Annotated in this window: 11 protein-coding genes and 3 pseudogenes; 8 read left to right on the top strand and 6 right to left on the bottom strand. The window is 62.7% G+C overall.

Annotated features, from left to right (window positions below):
- Window positions 1–186: pseudogene (locus BLS48_RS33025) on the top strand (IS1634 family transposase); the annotation flags it as partial.
- 256 nt (window positions 187–442) lie between these two features.
- Here BLS48_RS33025 and BLS48_RS33020 read toward each other — a convergent pair.
- The 5 genes from BLS48_RS33020 to BLS48_RS33000 are packed head-to-tail and all read right to left on the bottom strand — an operon-like array spanning window position 443 to window position 8,729.
- Complete coding sequence (locus BLS48_RS33020) at window positions 443–1,552, bottom strand: NAD(P)/FAD-dependent oxidoreductase (RefSeq protein ID WP_051726966.1); 1,110 nt, start codon at window positions 1,550–1,552, stop codon at window positions 443–445.
- Window positions 1,533–1,955, bottom strand: a complete 423-nt coding sequence (locus BLS48_RS33015) for a hypothetical protein (protein ID WP_038654482.1) — start codon at window positions 1,953–1,955, stop codon at window positions 1,533–1,535. The genes BLS48_RS33020 and BLS48_RS33015 overlap by 20 nt, the downstream gene beginning before the upstream one ends.
- Entirely contained in the window at window positions 1,952–4,597 is a 2,646-nt protein-coding gene (locus BLS48_RS33010; RefSeq protein WP_091586496.1) for a LodA/GoxA family CTQ-dependent oxidase, read from the bottom strand. Before BLS48_RS33010 ends, BLS48_RS33015 begins: the two co-directional genes overlap by 4 nt.
- A gap of 42 nt (window positions 4,598–4,639) precedes the next feature.
- The gene (locus BLS48_RS33005; protein WP_091586498.1) at window positions 4,640–6,637 is read right to left on the bottom strand and encodes a tyrosinase family protein; all 1,998 of its coding nucleotides are present in this window, start codon (window positions 6,635–6,637) and stop codon (window positions 4,640–4,642) included.
- Window positions 6,624–8,729: a multicopper oxidase family protein gene (locus BLS48_RS33000; protein ID WP_091586494.1), complete on the bottom strand. Its 2,106-nt coding sequence runs from the start codon at window positions 8,727–8,729 to the stop codon at window positions 6,624–6,626. The genes BLS48_RS33005 and BLS48_RS33000 overlap by 14 nt, the downstream gene beginning before the upstream one ends.
- 1,066 nt (window positions 8,730–9,795) lie before the next feature.
- Between BLS48_RS33000 and BLS48_RS32995 the strand changes: the two genes are divergently transcribed.
- From BLS48_RS32995 to BLS48_RS36890, 7 genes and pseudogenes are all read left to right on the top strand, one after another.
- On the top strand, window positions 9,796–10,158 hold the full coding sequence (locus tag BLS48_RS32995) for a Nif11-like leader peptide family natural product precursor (protein WP_091586492.1): 363 nt from the start codon (window positions 9,796–9,798) through the stop codon (window positions 10,156–10,158).
- Window positions 10,159–10,305: 147 nt separating this feature from the next.
- The gene (locus BLS48_RS32990) at window positions 10,306–11,838 is read left to right on the top strand and encodes a radical SAM family RiPP maturation amino acid epimerase (protein WP_038654613.1); all 1,533 of its coding nucleotides are present in this window, start codon (window positions 10,306–10,308) and stop codon (window positions 11,836–11,838) included.
- On the top strand, window positions 11,822–12,844 hold the full coding sequence (locus BLS48_RS32985; protein WP_091586490.1) for a cysteine peptidase family C39 domain-containing protein: 1,023 nt from the start codon (window positions 11,822–11,824) through the stop codon (window positions 12,842–12,844). The genes BLS48_RS32990 and BLS48_RS32985 overlap by 17 nt, the downstream gene beginning before the upstream one ends.
- Entirely contained in the window at window positions 12,813–13,952 is a 1,140-nt protein-coding gene (locus BLS48_RS32980) for an ATP-binding cassette domain-containing protein (RefSeq protein ID WP_051727005.1), read from the top strand. The genes BLS48_RS32985 and BLS48_RS32980 overlap by 32 nt, the downstream gene beginning before the upstream one ends.
- Window positions 13,949–14,938 carry a hypothetical protein gene (locus BLS48_RS32975; RefSeq protein WP_038655104.1) on the top strand — a complete coding sequence of 330 codons (990 nt, stop codon included), beginning with the start codon at window positions 13,949–13,951 and terminating at the stop codon, window positions 14,936–14,938. Before BLS48_RS32980 ends, BLS48_RS32975 begins: the two co-directional genes overlap by 4 nt.
- A 144-nt stretch (window positions 14,939–15,082) precedes the next feature.
- Window positions 15,083–16,279 (top strand): annotated as a pseudogene (locus BLS48_RS35885) (ATP-binding cassette domain-containing protein); the annotation flags it as partial.
- A gap of 10 nt (window positions 16,280–16,289) precedes the next feature.
- Entirely contained in the window at window positions 16,290–16,649 is a 360-nt protein-coding gene (locus BLS48_RS36890) for an ATP-binding cassette domain-containing protein (RefSeq protein ID WP_420871216.1), read from the top strand.
- A gap of 186 nt (window positions 16,650–16,835) precedes the next feature.
- Here BLS48_RS36890 and BLS48_RS32965 read toward each other — a convergent pair.
- Window positions 16,836–17,344 (bottom strand): annotated as a pseudogene (locus BLS48_RS32965) (transposase); the annotation flags it as partial.
- Window positions 17,345–17,491 lie beyond the last annotated feature (147 nt).

The raw sequence follows: 17,491 nt of genomic DNA, 5'->3' as shown, positions 1-17,491 counted from the left end.
CGGGCCAAAGGCCTGACGCCCGAATGGCAGCCGCTCCTACGCGATCTCGATCGCCTCCAGGAAGCCACCATCGAAAAGGATGGTCGCATCGTCACAACCAGAACTCACGTCACCGGCCAAGTGGGCAACGTCTTCAAGGCAGCTGGCATCGCTCTGCCACACAACCTCGACGAACAACTCGCCTGAGATCCCCCCCAAATGTAGTGGTAACACGCGCCGGCGCGCGCCTAACATGCTGACTTAATGACATATTCTCACAGGCGGTGTTTAAGTCGGGTCATGCGGCTAGATTTGCGTGGGAACGGTGGAGTTGGAAGGTTGAGGGCAGAGCGTGCCTGTTGCAAAGGACAGCGCAGTGATCGAGGCCTGTTGCGCGGCGAGCATTTCCATCATGGCCGTCGTGTACCCAAGAAAGTAAGGGCCTTCGACGTCCGTGGTGAATTCATGCGCCGCGCTCTTGATACGCCGCGCGCTCTTCGGGTTGATGCCGACGCCGCTGCCAGAAAGCTGTGTCCCACCGTGCGGCGGCGGCATAGTGATTAGGGAGCGCGGAGGCGTAGTCGGCAAAGCCCTGCGAGGCGATCATCGCGTAGCGCGTGCGCGCGAGTTCGTCACGTCCGTCGACCATGTCCGACGCCGCATAGGCGGCGAGGATGCCTGAGCGCAGCGCATGCACGATCCCGCGCGACGAGAGCGGATCGGCGGCGAACAGGCTGTCGCCCGCTGCCACCCAGCGCTCACCCGCGGCTGGATCGACTGTGGCCGTTCCCGCCGATTTCACCAGCGTTGCAGTTTCACGCGCGCCAGGAGGCAGGAGCGGTGCGATTAGCTGTGTTGCCGCTAATGCGCGGTACCAGGATTTCGGGTCCCGCAGTTCGCTGCCGAGGTCAGGATCGGTCAGGCACGCCACCACCCGGCGTCGGTCGGGCAAGTCGGCGCTGTACCACCAGCCCTCGGGGCGCGCCTCGACGACCATTCGACAATCGCCTGGCGCGCGCTCGAAGAAGCGGGTATACGCCGCGAGGTGGCCGTGCACCCGAAGCTTCGCGCCGAAGGATCGCGCCAGCCTCCAGCTCCGGCCGGTCGCCCAGATCACGGCGCTGGCGACGACGTCCCCATCGGTCAACTTGAGCCGCCAGCCCTGGCCTTCACGCACCGCCGAACGCACCGCGCTGCCAAGTCGCACCTGCGCCCCTGCTGCAGCTGCCGCCTGAACCAGGAGCTGATCAAACCGTGCCCGGTCGAGTTGCCAGCCCCCGCCCTGGGCGGAGAATATACTGTGCCGCTCGTCGAGCGCCTCGCCAGCCCATGCCGAGACGACCGCGCGGTTGTCCACGAAGGCTGCGGCAAGGAACGGTGTCCAGACGCCGAGCTGGCGCAGCAGCCCCTGCGCCACCGCAGCCAACATCTCACCTGGCTTTGGCCGATCGTGCCATCCCGCCTCGAACAACACCACGCGCCGTCCGGGAGCGTGGTGGCGTAACCTCAGCGCTGCCGCGGCACCCGCCGGGCCGCCGCCAACGACGACGAAATCAGCCTGCTCGGACGGCATAGAAGGATGCCACTACCCCTGCCGGGTTCGTGCTGCCGCCGTCGCCCGAATGGGGGATGGTGCGCACCACCGACCCGACGATCGCGGGCACTTCCAGCCGGTCGGTGCTATCAGGCCAAACGGGTACTAGCCAGCCGATATAGTCGTAGATCCACTGCGCGCCGCCGACCACGCCCTTGCCCTGGAAGCGGACCTGCATCGGCGACCCGTAGCCGAAGCTGCCGCGCAGATCGAGCGACCATCCCGGCCCGCCGATCGTTCCCGAAAGCTCGGTCTCGGACTGCTCCGCAATGGCCAGCGTGCCTTCGCCGAACAAGAGGTCGTTGGCCGCCTTGCCGAGGTCGGGGTCGTTGTTGAAGCTGCGATAGGTCCAGTTGCCGACAAACGGATTGGTCACGGTCATTCTCCCGAATCTTCGACGCAAATGTATTTTTTCTGGGGTGAAGGCTGGTCGAGCTTGCCGCTGGGATTACGGACGATGAAGCCGAGCTTCGACCATTCGGTTACCATCTTGAGGTCGCCGGCAAGCGTCTGCGGAATGCCGCGCGCCCAGTTGCGGAACTGGAAGTCCTTGCCAGCGAGGTAGTAGGCCTGCATCGGTCGATGCGCCGGCCACCACAAGGTCTCCCACACGCGCCGCTCGCGCTCCATCAGCGTGTTGCCGACACTGTCGGGATAGAGGACGTTCCATTCCTCGTAGGTGACGTCGATCGTCTGGGTGGAGCATTCGTTGAAATCGGCCTGCCATGGCAGCCCGCTGAGCTTGGTCAGGTCGCCGGGCTGCAATCCCACATCGAGGTCGCTGCCTTGCGACAGCGGGTCGGAGGCATAGGCGATATAGCCTTCCTCGCTGACGCCCGCTCCCCATCGATTGGCGTTCTCCTGCGCCGCGGTCAGCGCAAAGCTGTACCACTCGGGGTCGGCTTTGATCCGGTAGGGCTCGCGCCAGATCGCCGGGTTGCGGATGATCCAAGTCACTTCACCACCCGGGCAGAAGGCGCCGCCGAGCCCGTTCGACAGCACGCCCTTGTCGAGACCGCGTCCGCCCGGCACGTTCCAGTCCTTGTAGGGCTGCCACGGATCGATCGCCGGGGTGAAGCCGGCATCCACCTCGTCAATGAAGATACCCGCAGCCCATTGCCGCAGCAGGAACAGTTGCGTGTCGGTCAGCCGCAGGAACTTGCTTACCGTCTTGTTGGTGATCGGATTGTCGCCGGCAAGCAGCGGCATCAGCGGCAGGTGATAGGTACGCGTCGCCGGATTGGCGTCGAGCCGGAACAGGTTTTCCTCCCCGGGCTTACGCAGCAGATCGAACAGATACTGCCGCGCGGAACGGCCGGGATCGGTCGTGGCATCCTTCGCGGCGGCAGTGAGCGCGCGGTCAAGCAACTGGCCGGAACGGTATTCGAACGCCAGCCGGCGCAGCGCAGCCTCGATCGGCTCGTCCGGATCGGTGGTCCGGTCCGGTTCGCCCGGCTCCTGCCGCGACGAGGCCCGGGCAAGCTTCAGCATCCGCTTGCGCGGTGGCGAGGCGGCCGCGGCGATGCGCGCGATCACGTCGGCGACCACCGCGTCGAATACGCTGCGCGCCTCGGCATAGGCGGGCTCGGCCACCGTGTCGTTGTCGGCGAACACCTGTTGCCAGCGAGTGGCATAGGTGCGCGGCGCCTCACCATCGCCAGGCGGACAGACCGCGGCGGTGAAAGCCGCCGCTGCCGCCTTGAGCGTGGCGGCGGCATCGCCAACCACGGCATCGTCAGCCGCGCCCGGCGCCTGCGTTGCATCGAGCAGCATCAGGCTCGGCTCCACCACTGCCTCGAGCAGCCGTCCGCCGACATGATCGTCTTTCGCGCGGCCTTCCTTTTGCGCCAGCGCACGCGGCGCGACCCGCGGCGGGATGCACAGGCGATAGGGATCGAACGTGCCCCGGCTCGACTGGTTGTGCGGAAAGTTCGATTGCTGGAGGATGTTGGCGAAATAGGAGAATTCGTCGGCGCGGAAAATGATCGGCCAGATGTCGCGCCAGAACCACGGCCGATAGGCCGGGTTCCACTCCACCAGTCCTGCCTGCCAGTGAAGCAAGGCCGCCGTGTCGGTCGGATCGATCTTTTGCGGCGCGTCAAACGTTCCGGCGGTACCGTACATGTCGGTGCGATAGGCAAATTCGCGGATCGACATGTCCTCGACCACATCCTCCAGCGTGATCATGTCGAGCACTTCAGGCGCGTAGCGCGGATAACCGACCAGCACCCAGGCGGGATATTCGACATCGATGTAGCGCAGCGCCTGGACGCGCTCCTCCATCATTACCAGGCGGGCCATCACCGGCCCGTCCGAAATGTCGTCGAACCAGCCGTCGCTGTTGGCGTAGGTCTCGATGCGCGGATGGCCAAACCCGCTGAGGAACGAGCCGCTGTTGCCGTGCCCGCCAAGCAGCAGCAGCCGTCCGCTGTCGTCGGTCATCATTTCGCCCAGCGTGTCGATGTCGTTTGGCGCCATCCCGGTCGGCGGGAAGGTGACGGCATAGGCCGAGTTGGTGTCTCGCCCGAAGCTCGCCTTGCGCCGCGCGGTGCAGTCGACGGCTTGCGGGCCGGCGTCGATGATCAGCTTCTGCCGTTCGACGGGATCGGTGATGCCGGCGTTGCGCAACGGCGCGTCGGCGGCATAACCCGCCTCGCCGCGCAGCCCGTCGAACGTGAACCATGCCGCCTTCTTGTTGGCGAGCTGAACGCGCCACTGGATGTCGACCAGCTTGCCGCGATTGCCGCCACCTTCGACATGGTCGCCGATCTTCAGCGGGCTGCCCAGTGGATTGACCGCGTCATAGACGAATATCTGGAAACGCGCGGCCTGGCGCTTGATGCGGCCCTTGCTGTCCTTGAAGTTTTTGATCGGCGCGTCGTCTTTCGCGGCATTGCCGTTGGCATCGCATTCGATCGGCAACTGCGCCGGCTTTTCCGGCGAGATGCAGAAACCCTCGGGGCTGTCGCCGAGCCGGGCGATGCCGACGGCCGGGTGGATACAATAGACTGTTGGGTCGGCCATTTGATTTCTCCTCGGTGCCTGCGCCGGCCGTGTCTTGTGTTTTCAATCGAGAAAGTTGAGCGAGACCCCGTCCAGCCGCAGCAACTCGCGGTCCTCCTCATAGGAGGCGCCGATCACGACCAAGCTTACTGTCAGGCTGGTGGCACCGGCCGCGATCAGCCGGCGTGCCGCGCGCGTCACATCGATGCGGTGGTTGCGCGGCGTGTTCATGCTGCGCTCGCGTAGATCGAACTTGCGGTTCTCCGCTGGTGGAATTTCGCAATGCCCGGGCCCGCCAAAACATTCGCCGTGGCCGAAGATTGCCGCATAGCCGGCATAACCCGGCAGGTTGAGCGGCGTGCTGGCATCGGCATCCGGCGTGTTGAGAAACACACGGATGAAGCAGGAGCGCGGCAGCTGCGGCACGCGGTGCAGCCGCACTTCCGCCGAGCGGAAGCTCTTGGTCGCTTCGGGCACCGCGATCGGCGCCGAAACGAAGCGTCCGACCGGACTGGTCAGCCCGACCGGCATGAGGCATCCGCCACGAACATATTCATAGCCGAAGCGGTTCATGTCGAGCGTATCGCGCACCGCGTAGCTCCACGGCGTCAGCGCGGAATCGAGATCGGCGGGCAGGCCGTCGGGATGGTCCTGCTGCCAGCGCCACCAGAGCCGGTCGATATTGGCGTGCACCGGCCAGAAGATCGGGTCGTAGGACGCGGTCAGGTTCGAGAACATGTCGCCGAACTGCGGCTCGGAGTAGAGGTCGTCGCGCTGGTGGAACTTGCGTCCGGCAACGCGCACCGCGCTGTTGCGATCGGCGGGCGCGCTGGTCTTGAACGCAGGGTTCATACCGCCGGTCCAGATGTGCATCGTGTTGTGCGGATTCTGGTCGAGGAAGCCGAAGCTGTCGACGTAGAGGCTGCCACCGCCGAAGTCGCGGAAGGTGCGCAGGCTGAGGATCTCGTCGATGTCCTCCTGTGCCGGATAATGATAGTGGATGACGGTGTTGATCGTGCCTTTGCCGAACTGGCTGGAATAGCGCAGCGGATACCATAGCGAATTGGCCTCGAGCAGCGCGTCGATCAACCGCTTGCGATTCTCTCCCTCCACATAGTCCTTGCCGCAGGCGCCGCTGACCGCGTCATAGGCCTGCGTCGGATTGGCCCACAGCTGACCCGCCAGCGTGCCGATCTTGGCCGGGAAACCGTGATCGCGCAGGGAGCGCACAGAGGACTCGGTGAGGAAACCCTTGAACGCATCGGGAAGGATGGCGCCGTTGGCCGGATCCTCCGGCTTGTAGCGCGTAGCCGGGAAATCCCACCACGGCATGGTCACATCCGGGCAGAAATCCTGCAAAGCCTGTTCGAATTCATAGAGATACACGCGATGCCACGGCAGGAAACGTTCCCAGCCATGCTGACAGTGGTTCTGGTGGATCAAGGCCAGATTGTTGTAGCTGCGTTTGTCGCCGACCCATTTGTTGAGCTTGTAGAGCTCACGAAAGGCATAGCGCAGCCGCTCCTTTTGCGCGTCGTCCAGCACATCGACGTCCATGCGCTGCCGCAGCTCGCCCTTGGCGTAGCGCCAAGCCGCCGGATCGGACGCCGCGCTGAAGACCGGGCCGGCAATCCCCTTCACCTCGATGCGCGCCTCGGTCGCCACGCTGACCTCGCTGGCGAGCGCAATCGAACCGATCAACGCGCCGGGGCAGCCCTCCTCGATCCACGTCTCGATCCGGTCTATGTCTTCGTCGGCGACCGCCGTCCCGCCCCAGGGCAGGCGAGGGAACTGCTTACCGTCGAACGGCGGCAGTCCGCGCAAGCCCCGGATCAGCGCCGAGCGCGCGCCGCGCCCCTTGGCATCGCTCGTGCCGCAACAGGTGGTCGAGAGCGGCGCGATCAGCGGCATCCCGTGCAGCTGCAGTGCCAGGAACTCCGGCAGCGTCAGTCCCGTCAGGCTGCCGACTCCCCCGGTGCCCCCGGCCGTGGCGAGGATCGCCTCCACATCGCTCCAGGTGAACGGCGCGGCGGGCATTGGCTGCGCCTTATTTGTGGCCATCGTGGCCATCCATCTGCATCTGCATCGCGCCGCTCTGGGTAATGTCGCCCACCTGATCAGGCAGAACCACGGCAACGTTCTGCATCATGCCCTGGTCCTCATGATCGAGGATGTGGCAGTGCAGCACGTACTCGCCGATGTAGCGCTCGTAACGGGTACGGACCTTGATCGTGTAGATGCCCGAGAAGCCGGCCGGCAGGGATTGCGGGATCAGGCTCTTGATCCACAGCGTATCCTTCCACACGCCCTTTAGCCCGGCATATTGCGGATCGTAGGGCTCACCGCCGGCATCGTCTATCGCGCCCTGCGCGCTGACGTCCTTGCCGTTGGGATCGATGATCGAGACGATCTGGAACGGATTGACGTGGATGTGGAACGGATGGCTGACGAAGTGCGACTGCAGCGTCCATTCCTGCGCCTTGCCCAGCGGCAGCGAGCGGTCGATGCGGGTCGGGTCGTAGGGCTTGACGTCGGCCGTGTTGAGCGTGTTGCCGACCTCGAACTTGGTGTTCGGCCCCGTCGTGTCGATGAAGAAGGTCAGCTCCTGCGTGCCGTTGCCCTTCACCTCGTCGTCGGTGACGTCGGGATGCGGCGTGAAGCTGGTGAATTTCATTCCGGCCTTGAGATCGGCCACCACCGTCGCTTTGACGTTCGCCGGCATGTTGGCCTCGGCCAGGGCGACCAGCTTGCGATTGACGTAGGTTTCCACATTGTCGACCGCCGTTCCCGGCGCGACGTCGACCAGTGCGAGCAGTTGCGGTCCTACATCGAGTCCGCTGACCACGCCTGATTTGGGCGCCGAGGAGTCGATCACGCAATAGCGTCCGGCTTCTGGAAAGACGACCAGCGCGTCAAAGCGATAGCCGGGCTGGAAGGTTGCAAGCTTGGTCGGCTGCGCCGCCGCCATCGTCAGCCCGTCGGCCGCGACCAGCGTATAGGGCACCGGCGTGGTGCTGCACGTATCCTTGATGAACGCTGCGTTGGTGTCGGCATTGAGCAGCGTTTTCACTCCGGGCTTCAGCTTGCCGTCAAGCACCTTGAAGAACTGCAGGCTGATCGTGTCGCGCACGCCGGCATGGACCATGCGCCAGCGCTCGACCTGGCCCTGCGTCGCCTTCAAGGGGTCGTTGGAATTGAACACCTTGCCATTGAGTGAGGTATAGCGCCCCGATGCCGGCCAGGTGCCCGGCCCGAATTGGTCATAGCCCTCGATGCCGCCGGCATCGCCCGGATCGCAGAAATAATGACCGTTGATGTCCTGCTTGATCGGGCCGAGTTCTCCGGGCTTGGCCGCCGGCGCGCGGCAGGCATATTGGATCTGCTGCATCACCAGCACCCGCTCGGGGATCGCCGAGGTTGGGATCAGCGTATCGATGTCGCCATGGGTTGTCGGGGTCGGCAAGCGGTTGCCGCGGATGATCAGCGCACCGGCCATACCGCTCGACACCTGCAGCGCCGTCGAGCCGTGGCGATGGGTGTGATACCAGAACGTGCCGGAAGGATGGTCCGACGGGATGTTGTATTCGTAGGTGAACTGCGTTTGCGGGTTGATCGACAGCAGCACGTTGTCGCTGTTGCCCGACGGGCTTACCCACAGCCCGTGAGTATGCAGATTGGTGCCGTTGAAGCAGTGGGGGATGTCGGGCATCTGGCCGCCGGGCATGCAGCCGGGGTCGCCGGGCTGCGGCCCTGCCGGCAACTGATTGTCGAGGGTGACGCGCACCGTGTCGCCCGGCACTGCCTCGATCGTCGGCGAGACATAAGGAGCCTTGGGATCGACGCCCTTGCCGGTGTAGCCGCGCAAATGGACCTTGTCGTAGCCGCCAGTGGACAGGTTGTAGATCTGGTTGTCGATATACTCGATCTTGAGATTGAGCAGGCGGTCGCCGCGAACCGGCAGCGTGTTGCCGGGGAGCGACGCAGCGGGTGCGAGCTCCGTCAGAGCAGGTTTGGCGATCGGCGCGCGGTCATCCTGCAACACCGGTGGATTGAGGATCTCGGCCGCCGCGGGCAGCACTGCGATTGGTACCAGACTGCTGACGAAAACACCCGCGAGAAATCGCACACGAACCATCAATCCACGACGCGTCATGGGTCCCCCTACATATCAGCTCGAGATCGTATTTCGAAAAGATAGTGCGCCAGATTTTGAGATCTGTCTAGCTTGCAAAGCCGCAAAATCTGGCATTTACTTCCACCACAACTGTGCGAACGAATTTTAGAACTTTCTTATACGCACTATTAAATCGTTTCGCTCTCATTCTATTTTAATCGGCTAAGATGCCGATCCGCGATCGACCAATCCAGTCACTCGATCTTCACCGAAAGCAAAATTGCCAGCTGAGCGCAGCTGATAGCAAGCATAACCACTGCCAACAAACACGCTGGAGGGAGATCGTTCGCGCTGCAGGTCGTTGCCTATCCCGATCGCCTGGTTGGCAATCGCCTGCGCGCATCGGAGAAGACCGACATGCCATCTCCATCCCTTCTACACCAAGCTGGACAGTTTCCGCCTCTGGCGCCGGGCCACGCAGCGGCCCGCAGCGCAACCGCGCCCACAGTCGCTTTCCAAAGTGCCCGGCAAGCCCCCACGTCTGCATATATCGTCTCCGGCAGCATCGCAGCTCCGCCTTAACCTCGTCTGAGTTTCCGGTGAGCGTGATCATCGGACGACTTCTCCTCAGTCCATGCGCCTTGTAGAGGACTACGCATGTACCGTGCCAAAGGAGAAATCGTTCTCAAGCAACACGATAGCCCTAACACAGCTATGTCACTTATCCGACATCGCCGTACATCGGACAATTGAGCGCGCCGTCAATCGGCCGTCCAAATTGCGGATCGCCGTCAAGCATCTGCCGCATCATCGACAGGTCCGTCAAAAAAAGCCGAGGAATTGCCCTCTTTGCCTCATGTTTGCAAAAAAGAAGAAAGAGCGCGACGCAAAGGTGCGCCCGCCCGAATTGAGTATCAGCGCGCAGCTACGTCCTCAGAATGGTACGTCACTTGCACGGTGAATTTTCGAGAAGCCGTTGTGATGTTTTCCCCACAACCGACGGAGATGACGATGGCAATTGGCCCAGAAGTACTGAATTGCTCGCAGCAACTGAAGATGGCTGAACAGCTGCAGGCGCAGCGTGCCGAGGCAGGGGGGATTAACTATGTCGCGAGCTGAGGTAGAGCGATTCGTCGACGATCTGGCGAAAGACGACAGTCTGCTCGAAAAGGTGAAACCGAATGCTACGGGTCTCGCATCGGTTGTGGCGATCGGAAAGAACCACGGCTACAATTTCACACTCGATGAGGCTAAGAGTTACATTCAATCGCGAAGCCCACAAGAGTTGACCGATAAGCAGCTCGATGCGATCGTCGGCGGCAAGCATCATCATTCGAGCGTTGCGACCTCGACCAAGGTTGTGCAGACCGCTGCGGTCGCTACCACCGCTGTGGAGGCAGCGGAGGTAGCGACGACTGTCGCAGAGGCAGCCGAAGCCGTTGTAGTCGTCGCTGCGGTCCTGATCTGACCACGCACTTTATGGTCTGAGCGCACCCACCGATACTCGATTAGACGTGTGAAGAAAACTTAAAATCAGGCCACTCGTGAGGAGCGATCATGGGATCCTTTGGCAGTTGGCCTGCGAAACTCGCTTCGAGGGGGCTGCCGTAACGTCATGACGCACACTGCTGCCGAACACTACCGACAGATCTTTGACCGACGCACCCCCGGACAGCTTCGCACGCTGGCCCATATCAAGCGCTTCATGGAGCGCCTGGTCGGCGACATGGCGTTCCGCAGTGCGCTTTCGGAGAACGTCGATAACCCTCGAACGGTAACCGAGCGCTACGGCATCGAAGTCGACCCGATGGAGATGCTGCCGCTCTGGCGCGGTAGCTACCTGAAATACCGCTTCAAGCCGGAGTGTGCGTCGTGGCCGCTGGCTGTGATGTGGGGCGAGTATATGCGCGAGATGTTGCGCCATCGCGACATCCTGCGCGACGAGGGCGAAATGTCGACGGTCAACCCTCGCTTCCATGCGTGGCGCGAGCGCCAAATCCGCCGCTGCAACGGCGAATTGGGCGGATCGGCGGCGTCGGTCACGCACCCCGTCATCGCTTTCGAGCTGAGCGAAGGCTGCACCGTCGGTTGCTGGTTCTGCGGCCTGTCGGCCGACCGCTTCGAGGGTTACTATGAATATAGCGAGGAGCATGCCGAGCTTTGGCGCGGCGTGGTTGGTGTCGCGTGCGAGATGTTTGGTTCGGCAGCCCGCACTGGCTTCTGCTACTGGGCCACGGACCCGATCGATAACCCGGACTACGACCGCTTTCTGTTCGACTACTATCAAATCACGGGCGCATTGCCACAAACGACGACGGCCGCCCCGCTCAAGGATCAGGCACTCACAAGGCGCGTGCTCGAACTGTTCAAACGCTACCGTGGCGTGACAAATCGTTTCTCCGTCCTAAGCACGAACCACCTCAATCTGATTCACGAGGCGTTTTCGCCCGAGGACCTGATGGGGGTCGAACTCGTCCTGCAGGGCAAGGAGGCGCTGACCGCAAAAGCGTTCGCCGGGCGCGCGCGCGAGCGGAAGGAGAAACTCAGGGCAGCCAACAACGACGATGCAATCGCGTTGCTGGAGCGCGATCACACGACGATCGCCTGCGTTTCCGGCTTCCTCGTAAACATGCCGCGGGGACGAGTACAGCTGGTGACGCCGGTACCGGGGAGCAAACGCTGGCCTCTCGGCTACCGCATCCTGGATGAGCGTTTCTTCAGGACGCCCGACGAGTTCCGGGAGGGGCTCCAGAGCATCATCGACGAGCATATGCTCGAGAGCCCACCTCCGAACCTGCCGATCCGCTTCCGCGGAGACCTGCAATACGAGGCCGGGAACCTGCACTTCCACCTCCGCTCACGCAACATTGAACACCGGATACTCGACGACGTCGCTCCGATCTCCGTTGGCGATCTAATCGCGTGCGGCGACTGCACAGCGTCGGAGTTGGTTGTGCGCGTCATAGCTGACGGAGCGAGCGCTCTTGCAGTCGCCGATCTGCTAGACCAGTTGTACGCGGCGGGGGTGATCGAAGAGGACCTAGACGACCGCTTTGCCTGGCAGACCAGCGAGGGGATAACGAGCCGCATCGAAGCGGCCAAACACGCGACCTCCCGCACGGGCGTCGACCATGCCGATTCGCCTTGAGATACTGGACTACGTCAGCCTAAAGGAGGTGCGGCATCTTACCTATCCGGCAGTGTGGAGCGTGGTGACAAGCCGTTTCGCATCCACGGTCCGCGGCGTCGCGGCGCGCACAACCGACGTGACCGCAGGACTTGCCCTGGCCGTGCCAGGGCCTTCAGGGCAGTTCGAACTCCTTTCGGTCTATGTCCTGCCTATGCTCCGCCTCGCCCACTGGTCGGCCGACCACTTCGTCGTCGTCGAAGGCCGGTCAGGTCGCGGTGTGCGAATCAACGACCCGGCCCTCGGCCGACGCATCGTCGGTCACGAAGAATTCTACGAAAACTATTCGGGCGTCGCGCTAGAGTTCAAGCGCGGACCCGATTTCAAACCAGGCGGCTACAGGCAGGGTATGCTGCGGACCCTGTTCCGCTGGACATCTGGGTCAAGAGCCGCGCTCGTAGTGATGGCGGCCACGACCGTCATGCTTGCGCTGCCGTCGATTCTGCTCCCTGCGCTCATCAAAGTGTTCGTAGACGAGGTCCTGGTACGCCGATTCGACACCTGGCTGTTTCCCATCATCGTGGCCCTGCTGTTTGCAGTCGCACTGGCGGCGACCGTCACTTGGCTGCAACAACGCGTGCTGATGCGTCTACAGCTGAAATTGGCAGTGATGATCGGTGCGCGCTTCCTCTGGCACGTGCTGCGCCTCCCACTGCTGTTCCTTACGCAGAGCCAGCACGGCGACATCGTCAGCCGCGCGCACTCGGCCAATCAGCTTGCCATTCTGGTTTCCGGTCCCCTGCCGACCGCGGCCGCCCAGTTCGCAATGGTGATTGTCTATGCAGGAGTGATGGCGGTCTACAGCCTGCCACTCACCATCGTCTCGATTTTGCTGGTGGCCTGCAACGTCGCTGCTGTCGGACTTGTGCGCCGCAGATTGAAGGACGGCAACATAGTCATCCTCAATATCAGCGCAAAAAATAGCCGCCGCCGCGATGTCCGGCCTTCAGTCGATCGAGACCATTAAGGCCATGGGCTCCGAGTCGGATTTCTTCCGTATTTGGTCGGGCTACCAGGCGCGCGCGGTGAACCAGTTCCAGTCGCGCGAACGCATCTCCCTGTGGCTAGGGGCGGCGCCGACCCTGATCGGGCAGATCATGACGGCAACGGTTCTCTGCTTCGGCGCGGTCCTGATTATCTGGGGCGAGATGACCATAGGTGGACTACTGGCGTTCCAGATGCTTCTCGGCAGCTTCATGAGCCCCTTGCAGCAGATCGTCGACCTCAGCCTTCAGCTTCAGGAGGCAAAGGGCCACTGGGCGCGGCTCGAGGACATCCTTGCGGCGAAGAGCGATCCGCTGATCGAGGGGCATCCGGCGAAGACGACAGCACCGGCTGCGGAACCGCACCAACAACTCTCCGGGCGAGTCGAGGTAGGTGACCTAAGTTTTGCCTACGGCGCCTTCGACTTACCCGTACTGCACGACATCAACCTGAAGGTCGAGCCGGGGCAGCGCGTCGCCTTCGTGGGTGGCAGCGGCAGCGGCAAGTCGACTCTGGTTCATCTTCTGCTCGGTCTCTACACGCCGCGCTCGGGAAGCGTGCTCTACGATGACTGCCCGGTTGCCGAGCTGCCCCGCGACGTCTTCACCTCGAACGTCGCTTGGGTGGATCAGGACATCCGCCTGTTCGAGAGCACAATTCAAGACAACCTCGCCTTGTTCAATCGTGCTACCACCCCGGCATCGATCGTGCGCGGGGCGCGGGACGCTTGTATTCACGAAACGATTCTGGGACGTCCCGGCGGATATGAGGGCATGCTGACCGAGGGGGGCACCAATCTGAGCGGAGGCCAGCGCCAGCGCCTCGAGATTGCCCGCGCCCTCGCCCGCAACCCGAGGATTCTGGTGCTGGACGAGGCGACTGCCGCGCTCGATGCCGTCACCGAAGCGCAGATCGACCAGAACATGCGGCTGAGGGGCATGACATGCCTTATCGTTGCTCAGCGGCTCAGTACCATTCGTGACTGTGATCAGATCTTCGTGCTCGAGAATGGCACCATTGTCGAACGAGGCACGCATGAAAAGCTCAAGGCGGCCAACGGCGTCTATGCCGGCCTTGTGAGGGCTGGATGAACATCGTCGACGTCCTCCTGAATAATAGCGCCCTGCTCAATGCGATCATAACGCTGAGTTGGAAGGCACCCGGATCGACGCTCGCGTTGGCGCTGGGCATTGCCGAACAGCGCCGGATCGTGGGCGGAAACAACACGCTCGATGTCACGACAGCGGACCGGATATGGCTCGTGCTTTCGGGATCCGTCGAAGTATTTCTTGTGGACAGGTACGGCCGGTACCCGTTTCTGTCAGTCGAGGCGGGTGGGCTGATCGATTCCCTGCCAGCCGGCGATGAGTTCCGCTTCATCGGCGTGCCATCAGCCGACACTGAGATCGTCGAGACGACGCGCAAGGCGCTGTGGGAGCTTGCGTCGAACGCAGAGGCCCGACCCGCGCTCGAACAGGCCCAGCGCGGCTGGCTTGCGTTGCTGGCCCGATGGCAGACCGGGCCGTCCCGCCAAGACGCGGGCTTGGCACTTACCGAAACGGCCGTAAGGGCCGCTATCGCCAGCCGTGCAGGGGAACTTGCCCAGAACTCCGCGGCGCATGAAGCGGCACGCCTCACGGCGGAAGGCGATTTCGCCACGGAATTGGGCAACCTCGTTGACCTGATAAGCATCAAAACGACGGTCGAAGACAGTGAGGAAACCGAGACGATCGGCACGATCGTTGCCCGCGTGGCACGCGCGCTCGGCCATCCGGCGCTGTCGCGACGTCGCAATCAGATCACGCCACCCCCGCTGGCCCGGGCCATCGATGAGGTCGCCCGGGACAACCACCTACAGTATCGGGCACTGATCTTGCCGGACCGTTGGTGGGAAAACGACCTCGGCCCGCTTCTAGGGACGGTCGGACCGGAATCCGCCCCCTGCGCGCTGATCCGCTCCGGCAATCGCTACCTGTGTTACAGCCGTGGCGCCCCGCAGCCAGTGGATGCCAAGACCGGCGCAAAGATCAACCGCACCGCCTACGCCTTCTACATCCCGCTTCCTGAGGCAGGCTAACCGGTTGGCCCATCCTGCGCTTCGGCCTGCATAACTGCCGTGCCGACGTGCTCGCCACCATCGCCACGATGGTTCTGACCGGCCTTTTCTCACTCGCCTCCCCGATGGCCCTCGGCTGGCTGCTAGACCCGATCATTCAGCGGCCTGCTGCTGTTGTTGGCGCTCGGCATGACCAGCACAAATCTCGTGGAGTCGCTGAGCGGCCTGAGATTGGAGGCGCGCGCGGACAACCGCATCCAGACGGCTGTATGGATCAAGCTCCTCAACCTGCAGGCGCCATTCTTCCGCGGCTTCACGGCAGGCGACCTCGCCAGTCGCGCCGATGGCATCAACGTCACCCGTAAGCTGATCAGCCGATCGTTCATGACGTTCTTCTCGGGCGCTGTGTCGATGATTTTCAGTATCGGCCTGATGCTCTACTTCGAATGGCGCGTGACCTTGCTAGTGGTGCTCGTCTCGGGGCTGTTCGCGGGCGTTGCCTATCTGATCGGCAAGAAGATCCTGAGCTACAATTTCGAATCGCTCGAGCTGTCGGGAAAGCAGCAGGGCACTGTCCTGCAGCTGCTGGGCTCTATCGCGAAGTTGCGGGTAGCCGGCGCCGAGCGCGAGGCGTTCCTCGTTTGGCTCCGCACCTACCGCCGCACGGTGACCCTCAGCCTGCGGCAGAGCATCCTGAGCAATCGTCTCCATATTCTGCGATCTGGCTTCGGACCGATGCTGACCGTGGTCGTGCTGGTTGTTCTGGGTGCGCACAGCGGAAACCTGTTCGCCTTCTTCCGCTCGACGAACGACCCACGTCCGTATACGCCGCTGATGTCGGTCGCCGAGTTTGCGAGCTTCAACGTTGCTCTTGGCCAGTTCGTCAGCGCAGTCATGTCGCTGACCCGCGCGTCGCTGTTCATCGTCATGCTGCAACCCTACTTTCAGCGCGTCCGTCCGATCCTCGAGGCGAAGGAGGAACGGATCGGTCAGGGCAGCCGGTTCTCGCAGCTGAGCGGCGTGATCGAGCTGCGCGACGTGCGTTTCCGTTATGCGCCGGACGCGCCCCTTGTTCTCAAGGGCCTGTCGATGCGCATCCCGGCCGAGCGCTTTGTCGCCTTGGTCGGCTCATCCGGCGCTGGCAAGTCGTCCATCATCCGGCTCTTGCTGGGCTTCGACGTCCCCGAGTCGGGCAATATTTATCTCGACGGTACCGACCTCCGCTTCGTCGATCTCCAGGATATGCGGCGTCAATACGGCGTCGTGCTGCAAAACGGCCGCCTGCTAGCAGGCTCGATCTACGACAACATTGCAGCCGGCCTCCCGCTTTCCGAAGACGAGGCAATGGAGGCGCTGCGTATTGCCGCCCTCGATGATGTGGTCAAGAATCTCCCCATGGGCTTACACCGCCATCGCCGAGGGCGGCGTGACGTTCTCCGGAGGCCAGCGCCAGCGGCTGCTGATTGCGCGCGCTGTCACACGCAAACCGCGCGTCGTGATCATGGACGAGGCCACCAGCGCGCTCGACAATGTCACGCAGCGCCGCGTCATGGACAATCTGCGCAGCCTCCAGTGCACACGGGTTGTCATCGCTCAGCGGATCTCAACCCTGGAGTCTGCCGACCTGATCTACGTTATCGATGACGGCCGCATAGCTGAAAGCGGCAGTTATCTCGAGCTGTTGCAAAAGGGGCGGCTCTTCAAGCAGCTCGCACAACGCCAGCTTCTCTAAAATAAAAAGGAAGTGTGCCGCTGCTCGTGGCAGCTAGACCTCGAACTACCGGCGTTTCGCGGACCGGTAGGGCCGCGCTGATGTTCTGCGTGGACTGATGAACGGCGATCGCTTTGGATTTGGTTGTTGAGATGGATACGGTTGCCGATTTCGGCGTTGCGTCGGCGGTTTGCGCCGCCTTCGCCGTCATGCGGGCGCAGTTCGCCCCTGGTGCCAGACGAAGCGGGTGAGATTGTAGGCAAGGTTGGCCATGCCGATCTTCGTCCTGGCGCGGGCGATGCCGATGGTGCGCACGAACAGGCCCATCCTGGATTTCTGCTGCGCGAAGACGTGTTCGACGAATGCGCGGGTTTTCGATCTCCGCCCGTTGGCCCGCGACATCGCCTCGCTCATCGGTCGACCCTTCGGCTTCTTCTGGTGGATGTCAGAGACGTAGCCGTTCTTCTCCAGCCACTCCTATAGTTCTTTTTCGAGCGATAGGCCGTGTCGGCCCACACCGTCGAGCCGGTGTTGCCGCGGTTGAGCACATTGCGAAGCTGCGCGCCGTCATAGGCTGACGCGCTCGTGACGTTCCATCCCCGAATGAAGCCGTGCCTGCGATCAATCGAGGCATGGTTCTTATAGCCGAAGGCGGGAATGGCGATGTCGCGTTGCTGCGCCTTTCCCTCTTCGGCGACCTTGGCTTTCGAGAAGCGTTGGTGCATGGATCCTTTGTCAACGGTTTGGCGATAGGCAGGCAGGATCGAAATCAGCTTGATGCGAGTGCTATGCCGTACAAACACAACGCCGATCGTCGTCATCACGTCGGAAAGATGAAATTCAGGGTGACGAATTGGCGTGAC

It is taken from the genome of Mesorhizobium qingshengii, from assembly GCF_900103325.1.
GTDB classification, from domain to species: Bacteria; Pseudomonadota; Alphaproteobacteria; order Rhizobiales; family Rhizobiaceae; genus Mesorhizobium; species Mesorhizobium qingshengii.
Note: the sequence above shows the minus strand (reverse complement) of the source record. Positions and strands in the feature narration are given on the sequence as shown.